The sequence below is a fragment of the Paenibacillus sp. PL2-23 genome (assembly GCF_040834005.1).
Lineage (GTDB): Bacteria > Bacillota > Bacilli > Paenibacillales > Paenibacillaceae > Pristimantibacillus.
This window is the reverse complement of record NZ_CP162129.1, coordinates 3,415,832-3,429,230: the sequence shown is the minus strand read 5'-3', so window position 1 is coordinate 3,429,230 and position 13,399 is coordinate 3,415,832. Positions and strand designations below refer to the sequence as shown.

Below are 13,399 nucleotides of genomic sequence, written 5' to 3'. Positions count from 1 at the left end.
AAGTCGACAAAAAAAGATGGCTTAGTCCGTCATGAATAGACAGACTTTGAAATAGGATTACAATATACTAGTCTCAATCGTCCTCTCGGGGAGGGATGGAATGCCGGTCGCGGGAGGGAGGAGAGGCCGGCTTGACCGTGTACATCGATATTTTGTTTCTGCGCGAGCTGCTGGTGGATGGCGCTATTCTGCTGACCACGGCATGGGTGAGGCATCTTCGGCCCAAGCGCTGGCGGGTGCTAGCGTCCGCCGCATTCGGAGCCTGCTATGTTGTACTTATGCTTTATCCCCAGCTGTCATTCCTATTTACGCTTGGGGTAAAGATCATTTTTTCAGTAGGTATGGTGTGGATCGCGTTCGGCTTTTTGTCCTTGCAGCATTTTATTCGCAATATCGCGGCCTTCTACAGCGTTAATTTTGTTGCGGCTGGCGCTGTGCTTGGACTTTATTATTTGTTGATGCAGGGCTCCGGAGAAGTATGGAGGACGATGGCGATTGCCGGCGGAAGCGTTCAAGCGGAACTGAAGCTGTCCCTCTTTTATTTGGCAGCGGCGCTTGGTATCGGCCTCTACATATATAGGGCTGTGCTCGCGGGAAAACGGGAAAAGGAGCTTCAAGCCTCGCATCTGGCGGACGTCAAGGTAACCATAGATGGACAGCTGTACGCTTGCGTAGGTCTGATCGACACGGGCAACCAGCTCTATGATCCCCTTACTCGAACGCCTGTTATGGTGCTGGAGGTATCGCAGCTGGAGGATGAGCTGCCCCCGTCCTGGGTGAAGAGCATTCGTGAAGGCGGCGTGGATCGACTGGTGGCTGGCATGGACGATGAATGGTTTAAATGGCAGGACCGGCTGCGGCTTGTTCCGTTCCGCGGAGTGACCAAGGGCTCGCAGTTCATGCTGGCGCTGAAGCCGGATGCCGTAGAGGTGAACCGCGAGGGGCAAGTGTACGAAACAAAAAGGGTGCTCATTGGATTGGACGGCGGCAAGCTAGCGGCCGACGGTGCTTATCAAGCCATTATCCATCCGGCAATGGTGCAATCGTAAGCCTTAATCGCATACTACATTGGGGAGGGATGGGCCACATGCTCGTCAAGTACAAACTGATACTGCATTTATATTATTATCGAATTTTATTTTTATTCGGACTAAAGAGCGAAGAAATCTATTACATTGGCGGCAGCGAAGCTCTACCTCCACCATTGACGCGCGAGGAAGAGGAATATTTGCTGGAGAAGCTCCCTTCTGGCGATACCGCTATCCGGGCCATGTTAATCGAAAGAAATCTGCGGCTGGTTGTCTATATTGCCAGGAAGTTCGAGAATACCGGCATTCATATTGAGGATCTGGTGTCGATCGGGGCGATCGGGCTGATCAAGGCTGTCAATACATTTGATCCGGAGAAAAAAATTAAGCTGGCAACCTATGCTTCGCGCTGTATCGAAAACGAAATTCTGATGTATCTGAGGCGGAACAGCAAGACGAGGACCGAGGTGTCCTTCGATGAGCCGCTCAATATTGATTGGGACGGCAACGAGCTGCTGCTGTCGGATGTCCTTGGCACGGAGAACGATACCATCTACCGCAATATTGAAGAGCAGGTGGATCGCAAGCTGCTGCACAAGGCGCTCGACAAGCTGTCGGAGCGGGAGCGAATTATTATGGAGCTGCGCTTCGGCCTGGCGGACGGCGAAGAGAAAACGCAGAAGGATGTCGCTGACATGTTGGGCATCTCTCAATCGTATATTTCCAGGCTGGAAAAAAGAATTATTAAGCGTCTGCGCAAGGAATTTAACAAGATGGTATGAGGATTCGGGGCCCTTCGGGGCCCCTTTGCAATTTCCCTGCCCATGTCAGGCGAGGAATAAAATGAAGGTCCGAGGAGATAATGAACATTAATGTTTCTCCTTGGGAGGTAATCACGTTGACCCGAAATAAAGTCGAGATCTGTGGAGTGGATACCGCGAAACTGCCTGTACTAACCAATGTCGAAATGCGAGAGCTATTCACGGCGTTGCAGACCCGCAACGAATGGGCAGCAAGGGAGAAATTAGTGAACGGCAATTTGCGGCTCGTTCTCAGCGTTATTCAACGGTTTAACAATAGGGGAGAATTTGTAGACGATCTATTCCAGGTTGGCTGCATCGGACTTATGAAGGCGATTGATAATTTCGACCTTAGTCAAAACGTTAAATTTTCCACCTATGCCGTGCCAATGATTATTGGAGAAATTCGAAGGTATTTGCGCGACAACAATCCCATTCGCGTATCCCGAAGCTTGCGAGACATCGCCTACAAGGCGCTTCAGGTAAGGGACAGTCTTACGAACAAAAATTCAAGGGAGCCGACGATATTCGAAATTTCGGAGGCGCTGAACGTGCCGAAGGAGGATGTCGTGTTCGCCCTCGACGCGATTCAAGATCCCGTATCCCTGTTCGAGCCGATCTATCATGACGGCGGAGATCCAATCTATGTGATGGATCAGATCAGCGACGACCGGAACAAGGATGTGTCGTGGATCGAGGAGATTGCTTTGAGGGAAGCGATGCATAAGCTGAATGAGCGGGAGAAAATGATCCTGTCCATGCGCTTCTTCGAAGGCAAGACGCAGATGGAGGTTGCCGATGAAATCGGCATCTCGCAGGCGCAGGTGTCAAGGCTGGAGAAATCCGCCATTCAGCAGATGCAGAAGCATGTCAAGACGTAAACGGCAGCACGGCGAGGGGCGGGGCGCATGAGCGCTCCGCTCTTATTTTTGTAGGCGGAGTTCGGGGGAAAGGTGGACATTTTGGCCAATTGGCTCATATACATATCCTATAGAACCCATAAGCGTGTACCTACAATGCGCCGGAAGCGTGGTGAGTTGGCATGAAAATATCCGATTTTCAAACTAAGGACGTTATTAATATTGTCGACGGGAAGAAGCTGGGCCATATTAGCGATCTGGAGTTAGACCTGCGCCAGGGGCGTATTGACTCCATCGTTGTGCCGCAGTTTACGAAGGTATTCGGCTTGTTCGGCAGCAATGGAACGGAAATTGTCATTCCATGGCGCAATATTGTGAAGATCGGCGCCGACGTGGTGCTTGTCCGAATGGATGAGGCCAAGGCGCTTCGCTCCGAAGATGATGATTTGCACGCGCGGACCTGAAACCGTTAAACTGTCCATAAGCGGCGAAGCATGATTCGCGTGACCGTTGCTGCTTACGACTGATCATGGGGTGAGGCATTTGGAACTGTTTGTGAGGCATGATGAAGAGAGCACAGCGAAGGAGCCTTCGCTTTTTTTGTTATCGTCCTGGATGGAGCGGGAGGGTGGGCTGACGGCCGGCTTCTCCGGCCGGTCGGGCGGCGTTAGCGCCAAGCCCTGGGACAGCCTGAATATCGGCTTGCATGTGGGTGACAAGGCGGACGATGTGATCCGCAATCGGCGCAGAATAGCGGAAGGGATCGGATGGAGCTTTGACGCCTGGACGTGCGCGGAGCAGGTTCATGGCGCCCGTGTTGCTGCAGTAACGGAGGCTGACCGCGGCAGGGGCAGGTCGGAGCTGCAGGACGCGATCGCCGGCTGCGACGCCCTGATGACGAATGTGCCGGGCGTGCTGCTGACCTCCTTTTACGCGGATTGTGTTCCATTGTATTTCTATGAGCCGGCCGCCGGAGTAGTCGCGCTTGCGCACGCGGGCTGGAGAGGGACTGCGGGGATGATCGCGAAGGAGACGCTGCTGGCGATGGAGTCGGCCTATGGCGTCAATCCGGGCAACGTGCTTGCGGCCATCGGGCCGTCCATCGACGCGTGCTGCTATGAAGTGGATGGCGCCGTTGTCACAGAGCTTGAGCGTATCCTTGGCGAGCTGGGTTTGGACAGCGACGCTGCTGCTGCGTGCATGCGCAGGAAGGGGAACGGCAAGGCGGAGCCCAGCTTGAAAGAAATAAACCGACAGATTATGATAAAAGCAGGAATTTTGGCGAGTCATATCGAATTAAGCAATTGGTGTACCGGTTGCCGGACTGATCTGTTCTACTCCCATCGGACTGAAGGGGGCAGGACGGGCAGAATGGCAAGCTGGATCGGTATTCGGGAAAGGTGAAGTTTATTTATGTCTATTCAACACAATTGGCGTCTTGTAGAGCAGAAAATCGCGGCCGCATGCGAGCGGGCAGGCAGACGGCGGGAGGATATTGGCGTCATCGCCGTCACCAAATACGTATCAGTGGACCGAACGAAGGAAGCCTTCGACAACGGGCTGATTCATCTGGGCGAGAATCGTTGGCAGGACGCGCAGAGCAAGTGGCACGCGCTAAGCGGAGACGAGGGGCTGGAGGAAGCCGGCAAGCCGATTTGGCATTTCATCGGTTCTTTGCAGACGAATAAGGTTAAAGACGTCATAGGGAGATTCACTTACATACATTCGCTGGACAGGCTGTCGCTCGCGGAGGCTATTCACAAGCGCGCGTCCCAGCTTGGCATCGTCGTCCCATGCTTTATTCAGACCAATGTATCCGGGGAGTCGTCCAAGCATGGCATGGAGCCGGAGGATGTTGTGCCTTTCCTGGCGTCCATCAGCGGCTTGTCCTCTATTCAGCCTATCGGCCTCATGACGATGGCGCCTTACGAGGCGGAGCCTGAGGACACAAGAGGCGTCTTCCGCGCCCTGCGGGAGCTCAGGGATCAAGTGCGGCAGACTTCTCCGCATGCTGAGCGGCTTGAGCATTTGTCGATGGGGATGTCGAATGATTTCGAGGTTGCGATCGAGGAAGGCGCGACCTGGATCCGATTGGGAAGTATATTAGTCGGGAAAGAGGAGGATGGACAATGAGCGTCATGAATCGATTTATGAATTTCTTCGGCCTGCAGGAGGAAGAGGAAGTTGTGGAGCGCGAGCGCGTGAATCAGATGGAGGATCAAGAAAATGAAACCTCTCCGTTCGAGACACGTAGAAACCTACGAAGCCAAACCGGCGTTTCCGGCTCCGGCAACAACGTCGTCAGCATTCATTCGCAGAAAAATACGCGAGTCGTGCTCAGCGAGCCCCGCTCTTATGATGAAGCGCAGGAAATCGCCGACCACCTGCGGTCGCGCAGGGCGGTTATCGTCAACCTGCAGCGCGTCAGAAGCGACCTGGCGCTCCGCATTGTTGATTTCTTGAGCGGCACGGTGTACGCTTTAAGCGGCAGCATCTCGAAGCTAGGACCTAATATTTTTCTCTGTACGCCTGACTCGGTCGAAATACAAGGCGCCATAACGGAAATGCTGGCTGAGGAGAACGACTACAACAAAATGAGGTGACCTTGGGTTGGAACAATCTATTTTGTATTTTGTAAGACTTGCACTTGAAATTTACAGCTATTTGATTATTGGCTATGTTCTGCTGTCATGGTTCCCGAACGCAAGGGAGAGCTCCATCGGGCAGCTGCTTGGACGTATTGTGGAGCCGTATATCGGCATATTCCGCCGGTTTATCCCGCCGATTGGCGGCGTGCTGGATCTGTCTCCTATCGTTGCGCTGCTGGCGCTGCGATTCATCTCCATCGGCTTGATTTCCGTCATCAGCTATCTGCTGAATCTGGCAGGCTAGTCTAATGAAGACAGCTATATACAATCACTTTCACCCCGAGGAGAAGCCGTTTGTCGATCGGGTGCTGGAATGGATAGATCGGTCCGCATTGCAGCATGAGCTGAAGCGGACCGATTTTTTGGACCCGAGACAGGCTCAAATATTGGCTATGCTGGCCAACCGCTATCCCGATGTGGGGATCCGACTGGACGGCGGCTGCGATGACGCGGAGCGGGTAAGGGCTTTGATTGCACCGGACTATCGCCATCTGGACGATGAGCCTATGGGCATTGCGGTGCTGGAGGCAAGAGCTTCAGGCTCGACCTATCAGGACCTGGATCATGGAGATTTCCTGGGAGCGCTGCTGGGGCTTGGCATCAAGCGTGATCGCATTGGAGATATTCATGTGCATGACACCTTCGCCCATGTGCTGGTCACGGACGAAATCGCCGATTATTTGAACGTTCATCTGAGGCAAGTGCACCGATTGAATGTCCTCACTGACGTCATTCCCCTGGGCAAGCTCCAGACCGTGGCGTCCAAGCTGGAGGAGATCAGCTTGACGGTTGCTTCGATGCGGCTGGACGGCATCGCCAGCGACGTCTATCGGGTCAGCCGCTCCAAGATCGTAGATCCAATAAGAGCCGGGCGCTGCAGAGTGAACTGGAAGACGGAGGAGAATCCTGCAGAGCCGCTGAAGGAAGGCGATGTGGTGTCGTTCAAGGGACTTGGTCGATTTAAGGTGCTTGAAGTCGACGGTGTGACAAAAAAGGGCAGAATTCGGGTAAAAATCGGTAAATTTATTTAGCGCGTTGCAGGAAAAAAACATGGGGCTGTCGAATCACTACTCACATGAAGAGCAAGGCCGAGTGCTTGGACCTGCAGCCGCATGGGCGGCTTACGCAGAACATAATGAGGAGGTGCGCCAATGCCGCTTACGCCATTGGACATACATAACAAGGAATTCTCGCGCCGTCTGCGCGGCTATGACGAGGACGAAGTGAATGAATTTCTGGACCAGGTCATTAAGGACTATGAGTCGCTCATTCGCGAAAACAAGGAGATCCAGAACCAAATGCTGGCTCTGCAGGAGAGGCTGAACCACTTCTCCAACATCGAGGAGACGCTCAGCAAGACGATTATCGTGGCTCAGGAGGCTGCCGACGAGGTGCGCAACAACGCCAAGAAGGAAGCGCAGCTCATTATTAAGGAAGCCGAGAAGAACGCGGACCGTATCGTTAATGAGTCGCTGAACAAATCGCGCAAGGTGTCGCTTGAGGTGGAAGAGCTCAAGAAGCAGGCGTCGATCTATCGCGCGAGATTCCGCACGCTGGTGGAGGCTCAGCTTGAGCTGCTGTCCCAGGATGGCTGGGATTCGCTGGAGGCTGGCTCGTCCCGAGATTCCGAGCGTGAGCTGCTTCGGGGCTAAGCTCAACAATTGGGCGTATGCCCGTTTGACAAGAGGGCCTTCTGTAAGCTATAAATAATGGTATCCATATGCTAAGAACATCTATGACGAGAACGAGTATGTCTTGCGTTCAATCCCCAGAGAGCCGGCGACTGCTGCAAGTCCGGCGTTTGAGCCATGACGGAAGATCCTCTCCGAGATGAGGCGCCTAACCCGCATCCAATGCGGCATTAAGCATCGACGGCTGTCCCCCGTTACAGGGATTGCGAATCACAGGATTCGCGGCTAAGGTGCCGTCAGCGGTCCCGTCGATATTCGGCGTGGAAGCGGCTCATGCCCCATGGGGCATGGCAGGGCGGAACAAGGGTGGTATCGCGAGCAAGCCTCGTCCCTTCTAAGGGGACGGGGCTTTATTTTTATTTTGGGAAAGTGTGGAAGGGAGACAGGGTTATGCAACGCGTAGATGTCAAGGAACGCGCGCGCGCACGCGAGCTTCGCGTGCTCCAGCAGTGGCAGCAGCAGGACACATTCAAGCAATCCATTCTGAATCGGGAAGGCAAACCGAATTTTGTATTCTATGAGGGTCCTCCGACAGCCAACGGCGCGCCTCATATCGGCCACGTGCTGGGCCGGGTTATTAAAGACTTTATTTGCCGCTACAAGACGATGGCTGGCTACCGCGTTGTCCGCAAAGCGGGCTGGGATACACATGGTCTGCCGGTCGAGCTTGGCGTGGAGAAGCAGCTTGGTATCTCCGGCAAGCAGGAAATCGAAAATTATGGCGTAGAAGCTTTTGTGAAAAAATGCAAGGACAGCGTATTCGAATACGAAAAGCAGTGGCGCGAGCTGACAGAGGCGATCGCGTATTGGACGGATCTCGACAACCCGTATATTACGTTAAAAAATGAGTATATCGAAAGCGTCTGGCATATTTTGTCGACGATTCACAAGAAGGGCCTGCTGTACCGAGGTCACCGGGTCAGCCCGTACTGCCCATGCTGCCAGACGACGCTCAGCTCCCATGAGGTCGCGCAGGGCTACGAGGATGTCAAGGATCTAAGCGCGACCGCCAAGTTCAAGCTGCAGGCTACCGGCGAATACATTCTCGCTTGGACAACAACGCCTTGGACCTTACCGGCCAACGTTGCCCTTGCCGTGAATGCGGAATTGAATTATGTCAGGGCATCCAAGGACGGAGAAGTGTACATCGTGGCCGAGGCGCTCGCGGAAAGCGTGCTGAAGGAAAACTACGATATTTTATCTACCTTGAAGGGCTCCGAGCTGGCAGGCCTGGCCTACGAGCCACCATTCCGCTACGTGCCGATCGAGAAGGGGCATATCGTAATCACAGGCGACTTCGTCAGCGACACAAGCGGCACAGGCATCGTGCATATTGCGCCGGCGCATGGCGAGGACGACTATAAGGTTGCGCGTCAGAACGGCATCAGCATGCTGAGTGTCGTGAACAACGCGGGCCGTTATGTAGAAGAGGTTACGGATCTGGCCGGTCGCTTCGTGAAAGATTGCGACGTCGACATCGTGAAGATGCTGAGCGAGAAGGGGTTGCTGTTCGCCAAGGAGCGCTACGAGCATAGCTATCCGTTCTGCTGGCGCTGCAAATCGCCGCTTCTCTATTACGCGACGGAGAGCTGGTTCATCGAGACAACAGCCGTCAAGGATCAGCTGATCGCCAACAACAACGGTGTGGATTGGTACCCGGGCCATATTCGGGAGGGCCGCTTCGGCAAGTTCCTGGAGGATTTGGTGGATTGGAATATCAGCCGCAACCGTTATTGGGGAACGCCGCTGAATGTATGGGTGTGCGAAGCGACGGGCAAGCAATATGCGCCTGACAGCATCGCGGATCTGCGCGCCCGCGCTGTCGGCGAGGTGCCGGAGACTATTGAGCTGCACAAGCCTTACGTAGACGATATTCTGCTGAAGTCGCCATTCGCGGAGGGCGCGGTTATGAGACGCACGCCGGAGGTTATTGACGTGTGGTTCGACAGCGGCTCCATGCCGTTCGCCCAGCAGCATCATCCCTTCGGCGACGAGGGGACCTTCAAGGAGCAGTATCCTGCGGATATTATATGCGAAGGGATCGACCAGACTCGCGGCTGGTTCTTCAGCCTGTTGGCTGTATCGACGCTCTACAACGGCCAGGCGCCGTACAAGGCTGTCATATCGACGGGCCACATTCTGGACGAGAACGGCCAGAAGATGTCGAAGTCCAAGGGCAATGTCATTGACCCATGGGAAATCATTAATGAATATGGTACGGACGCGTTCCGCTGGGCGCTGCTTGCTGACAGCGCGCCTTGGAACAGCAAGCGCTTCTCGCGAGGCATCGTAGGGGAAGCCAAGTCGAAGGTAGTGGATACGATTGTCAATACGCACGCGTTCTACGCCTTGTACGCAACCATCGACGGCTTCGACCCGGCCGCTCATGAGGAGAAGCCATCCGCGAACAAGTTGGACCGCTGGATCGTCTCCCGCCTGAACAGCTTGATTCAGTCCGTAACGAAAGGGCTGGAGGTTAACGACTTCCTGAATCCGGCCAAGTCCATTGAGGTATTCGTAGACGAGCTGAGCAACTGGTATATTCGCCGCTCCCGCGACAGATTCTGGGGCAGCGGCTTGTCGGAGGATAAGGTTGCCGCTTATCAGACGCTGCGCGGCGTGCTTCTCCAGCTGTCCCGTCTGATCGCGCCGTATACGCCGCTCCTTGCCGATGATGTCTACGGCAATCTGGGCGGAGGCGGCAGCGTGCATCTCGCCGACTTCCCGGTTGCAGACGAAGCGCTGATTGATTCGGAGCTGGAGCGCGATATGGAGAGCACCAAGGGCATCGTCGAGCTTGCGCGCAATGTCCGGAACGAAACGTCGATCAAGACCCGCCAGCCATTGTCGGAGCTGATCGTTTCGCTGGACCGCGATTTCCGTATCGATGAATATGAGGCGATTATCAAGGATGAGATTAACGTCAAGTCCATCGTCGTGCAGCATTCGGACAGCGGCTTCGTTGATTTCAGCCTGAAGCTGAATCTGAAGGCTGCGGGCAAAAAATACGGCAAAAACGTTGCTCCGATCCAGTCCGCTCTCAAAGCATTGTCGGCAGACGAGGCGCGCGCGGTCGTCAACGGCGGCAGCTTTGCCTTCACCAGCGGGGATGGCGAGGCTCTCTCCATTTCGCTTGACGAGCTCCTGGTTGAGAAGCAGGCCAAATCCGGCTTCGCTTCCGCGTCAGGCGGAGGCGTGACGGTTGCCCTGAACACGGAAATTACGCCGGAGCTGGAGCAGGAGGGCTGGGTCCGCGAGGTGATCCGGGCAGTGCAGGATACCCGTAAGAAGCTGGATCTGCCCATCGAAAAGCGAATTGAGCTGGTGCTCGATGTGGATGCTGAGCTGAAGGAAGCGCTCCAAGCGTTCACTGATGTGCTGCATGACAACGTGCTGCTGCAGACTGTTGTATACGAATCCTCCCCGAGCATGGAAAGAGTCAAGTTGGGCGAAAAAGAAATTGGGATTTTCGTCAAGGGATAAGGATATAGTATAGGAATGAGAGGAAGCCCGCTTGCCCGCCGTGCTGGCGGAGCGGGCTTCTCTGTTGCAAACGGAGGTGGCGTCATGCCGGAAACGGACAATAACCTGAACGCGCTGCAGAAGTCATTGGCTGCGCTCGACAAGCGAATGCAGCATATCGCATCGGAGATGGAGAAAACGCATATCGCGGAATACGTGGATTTGCTCAACCGCCCGATCTCGCTAATTTGGCGGAATTTGCTGGCGGGCACGGCCAGAGGAGTCGGCATCGCGATTGGCTTTACGTTTTTTGCGGCAACCATCCTGTACGTGCTTCGTATTCTCGGAGCGCTTAATCTCCCCATTATCGGGGATTACATCGCGGATATTGTCCGGATTGTGCAAATACAGCTGGAGGGCAAATCGTATTAGCGGAGAGAGTCCGACTCCTCCTCCTGCTCCAGCTCGTGATCCCCTTCGTCGCTATGCATGTAGCGTTCGTATTCCCTGTTGCGCACCACTGACACATGGCGGCCTGTGATGTCGGTGGCGAGGAAGCTTTCCAGCGATTCCACATAGCCATCGTGCTCTATGGCTTCGATGCCTACATGCTCGTAGTCGGCGGCGTCCCGATTCTCCGAGAAGGCAGGTGAATCGGCATTGCCCCAGGATTCCACGATTTGCCAGGCGTCCTCTCCGTCGAAGCCGTTATACCCATCCTCATGCTCGTCCAGGCTGGTGCGGCCGAAGGGAGGCTGGAGGAACGCTTCCTCGAGGGGGCGGCTGCGCGAATGGTCGTCAAGCGGTGTATGGCGAATGCAATACAGCGTATCCGGCAGGGCATCAAGCCGCTCCAATGGAATGGGCTCCCCGCATGTGGCGCAGGTGCCGTAGGTGCCATTGTCCATCGCTTTCAGAGCTGCTTCAATACGTCTGAGATGAAGCTCCTCCTGCTCCAGCAGGGAGATGTCCTTCTCTCGCTCGTACAGCTCGGTGGCGAGATCGCCGGGATGATTGTCGATAGGAGACAGCTCGCCCGTCTCGTCGCGCAGGGAATGGCTTTTGCCGTAATGCTCGTTTTGTTCCAATCGGGACTCCATATGTTGCCGCTCATCCTGCAGGCGCGCGCGCAGCAGGTCGAGCTGTGAGCTTGTTGGATATGACATGGGATAGCACCGTCCTTTGCAGCTAAATGGCATCATCGAATCATTATTGCGGTATTAGGATTCGCCGAACCTGGCTGTTTCAGTATGGACATGCATGGAAGACGGCTCTCGCGACGGAAGCGCGGGCAGCTGGTTCCTGCTGCGTTCCTATGCTACACTAGGTGAAGCGCAAGCTTGGCAAGCCTCCGCCATCGGAGATGGAGGACTGCCATTTCATTATGATTAGGAGTGATCCGGGTGCGTTATCTCTATTACTACCTGATTGCCGTCGCCGTATTTATTGTGGATTTTGTGACCAAAAAGGCAATCGCGACAAAAATGGCCATAGGCGATGAATTCAGCGTCATCGGAAGCTTCTTCCTTATTACGTCGCATCGCAACAGAGGAGCGGCGTTCGGCATCCTGCAGGAGCAGCGAACCTTCTTTATTATTATTACCTGTATTATTGTAGTCGGCCTCATCTGGTACGCGCATTCGATGCGAAGGACAGGCAAGCCGACGTTGTTCACGGGGCTTACTCTGGTTCTGGGCGGAGCGCTGGGCAACTTCATTGATCGCGTCCGCTTCGGAGAGGTCGTCGATTTCTTCAAATTTAATTTCGGCAGCTACACGTTCCCTATCTTCAATGTGGCGGATTCCGCGATTGTAGTCGGTGTCGGGCTAATCCTGTTGGACACGCTGCTAGTGGCGCGCGACGAGCGGAGACGGGTGCAGCACGAGGAGCATCCGGCATCCGTCACTGAGGGAGACCGGAACGAGCAGCCTAACGAGGAGCAGAATGGGCATGGCAAGCAATCAACCGTTTGATGACAATACAGAAGCGGCAGAGTGGGTCGTCTCCCCTGAGGGAAGCGGAGACCGAATCGATAAGTTTATAGCCGAAAATTTGGATCTGGCGGGCGTTTCGCGCACGCAAATCCAGGAATGGATCAAAGCGGGGTCCGCCCAGGTGAACGGGGGGACCGTCAAGCCCAACTTCAAGCTCGCCTCCGGCGATCAGATCACGCTGGTCATTCCGGAAGCGGAGAACGCGAATATCGAGCCGGAGCCTATTCCGCTGGATGTCGTGTACGAGGATTCCGATGTCATCGTCATCAACAAGCCGCGCGGCTTGGTCGTCCATCCCGCGCCAGGACATGCATCGGGCACCGTGGTCAACGCCCTGATGCATCACTGCCGGGATTTGTCCGGCATTAACGGACTGCTGCGCCCCGGCATTGTTCATCGCATCGATAAGGACACAACAGGCCTGCTGATGGCGGCCAAAAACGATTTGGCCCACGTGTCCCTGGCCGAGCAGCTGAAGGAGCATTCCGTCACGCGCAAATATATTGCGCTTGTACACGGCAATGTGCCGCATGATCAAGGGACCATCGACGCGCCAATCGGCCGCGACACGAACGACCGTAAGCTGTTTACCGTGACGGCGCATAACAGCAAGCCCGCCGTCACTCATTTCAAGGTGATGGAGAGACTGGGTGATTATACCCTTCTTGAGCTTCAGCTGGAGACGGGGAGAACGCATCAAATTCGTGTACATATGAAATATATCGGCCATCCTATGGCAGGGGATCCCGTATACGGGCGGAATAAGACGGTGGCGCTGAACGGCCAGGCGCTGCACGCCGCGGTGCTGGGCTTCACGCATCCAAGAAGCGGCGAAAGGCTGCTGTTCGAAGCGTCGCTGCCGGCCGATATGGAGCATGTGCTGAACAGCCTTCGGCTCCGATAACGTCAAGCTGTG

At 54.9% G+C, this 13,399-nt stretch carries 15 protein-coding genes; 14 read left to right on the top strand and 1 reads right to left on the bottom strand.

Annotated features, from left to right (window positions below; genetic code table 11):
* Positions 1 to 95 precede the first annotated feature (95 nt).
* From spoIIGA to AB1S56_RS15015, 12 genes are all read left to right on the top strand, one after another.
* Positions 96 to 1,049: a sigma-E processing peptidase SpoIIGA gene (gene spoIIGA / locus AB1S56_RS15070; RefSeq protein ID WP_340872876.1), complete on the top strand. Its 954-nt coding sequence runs from the start codon at positions 96 to 98 to the stop codon at positions 1,047 to 1,049.
* 38 nt (positions 1,050 to 1,087) lie between these two features.
* Positions 1,088 to 1,810, top strand: a complete 723-nt coding sequence (gene sigE, locus AB1S56_RS15065; RefSeq protein ID WP_340872878.1) for an RNA polymerase sporulation sigma factor SigE — start codon at positions 1,088 to 1,090, stop codon at positions 1,808 to 1,810.
* A gap of 116 nt (positions 1,811 to 1,926) precedes the next feature.
* Entirely contained in the window at positions 1,927 to 2,709 is a 783-nt protein-coding gene (gene sigG, locus AB1S56_RS15060; protein ID WP_340872879.1) for an RNA polymerase sporulation sigma factor SigG, read from the top strand.
* Between the two features lie 161 nt (positions 2,710 to 2,870).
* Complete coding sequence (locus tag AB1S56_RS15055; RefSeq protein WP_340872880.1) at positions 2,871 to 3,152, top strand: YlmC/YmxH family sporulation protein; 282 nt, start codon at positions 2,871 to 2,873, stop codon at positions 3,150 to 3,152.
* Between the two features lie 79 nt (positions 3,153 to 3,231).
* Positions 3,232 to 4,092 (top strand): peptidoglycan editing factor PgeF, encoded by an 861-nt coding sequence (gene pgeF, locus AB1S56_RS15050; RefSeq protein ID WP_367903366.1) that lies wholly within the window; start codon positions 3,232 to 3,234, stop codon positions 4,090 to 4,092.
* A 9-nt stretch (positions 4,093 to 4,101) separates the two neighbouring features.
* Positions 4,102 to 4,821 carry a YggS family pyridoxal phosphate-dependent enzyme gene (locus AB1S56_RS15045; protein ID WP_340872882.1) on the top strand — a complete coding sequence of 240 codons (720 nt, stop codon included), beginning with the start codon at positions 4,102 to 4,104 and terminating at the stop codon, positions 4,819 to 4,821.
* Complete coding sequence (locus AB1S56_RS15040) at positions 4,818 to 5,291, top strand: cell division protein SepF (protein ID WP_340872883.1); 474 nt, start codon at positions 4,818 to 4,820, stop codon at positions 5,289 to 5,291. Before AB1S56_RS15045 ends, AB1S56_RS15040 begins: the two co-directional genes overlap by 4 nt.
* Positions 5,292 to 5,298: 7 nt before the next feature.
* On the top strand, positions 5,299 to 5,580 hold the full coding sequence (locus AB1S56_RS15035) for a YggT family protein (protein ID WP_340872884.1): 282 nt from the start codon (positions 5,299 to 5,301) through the stop codon (positions 5,578 to 5,580).
* 4 nt (positions 5,581 to 5,584) lie between these two features.
* Positions 5,585 to 6,367: a YlmH/Sll1252 family protein gene (locus AB1S56_RS15030; RefSeq protein WP_340872886.1), complete on the top strand. Its 783-nt coding sequence runs from the start codon at positions 5,585 to 5,587 to the stop codon at positions 6,365 to 6,367.
* A gap of 120 nt (positions 6,368 to 6,487) precedes the next feature.
* Positions 6,488 to 6,988, top strand: coding sequence for a DivIVA domain-containing protein (locus AB1S56_RS15025; protein WP_340872889.1), 501 nt, complete (start codon positions 6,488 to 6,490; stop codon positions 6,986 to 6,988).
* Between the two features lie 429 nt (positions 6,989 to 7,417).
* Positions 7,418 to 10,510, top strand: a complete 3,093-nt coding sequence (ileS, locus tag AB1S56_RS15020; RefSeq protein ID WP_340872890.1) for an isoleucine--tRNA ligase — start codon at positions 7,418 to 7,420, stop codon at positions 10,508 to 10,510.
* A gap of 84 nt (positions 10,511 to 10,594) precedes the next feature.
* On the top strand, positions 10,595 to 10,921 hold the full coding sequence (locus AB1S56_RS15015) for a DUF5665 domain-containing protein (RefSeq protein WP_340872935.1): 327 nt from the start codon (positions 10,595 to 10,597) through the stop codon (positions 10,919 to 10,921).
* On the opposite strand, the gene AB1S56_RS15010 is transcribed toward AB1S56_RS15015, so the two are convergent.
* Entirely contained in the window at positions 10,918 to 11,655 is a 738-nt protein-coding gene (locus AB1S56_RS15010; RefSeq protein WP_340872891.1) for a TraR/DksA C4-type zinc finger protein, read from the bottom strand. The two genes, AB1S56_RS15015 and AB1S56_RS15010, sit on opposite strands and share 4 nt — an antisense overlap.
* Before the next feature lie 237 nt (positions 11,656 to 11,892).
* Between AB1S56_RS15010 and lspA the strand changes: the two genes are divergently transcribed.
* Positions 11,893 to 12,462, top strand: coding sequence for a signal peptidase II (gene lspA, locus AB1S56_RS15005; RefSeq protein ID WP_340872895.1), 570 nt, complete (start codon positions 11,893 to 11,895; stop codon positions 12,460 to 12,462).
* Positions 12,440 to 13,387, top strand: coding sequence for an RluA family pseudouridine synthase (locus AB1S56_RS15000; RefSeq protein ID WP_340872897.1), 948 nt, complete (start codon positions 12,440 to 12,442; stop codon positions 13,385 to 13,387). The genes lspA and AB1S56_RS15000 overlap by 23 nt, the downstream gene beginning before the upstream one ends.
* Positions 13,388 to 13,399: the final 12 nt, after the last annotated feature.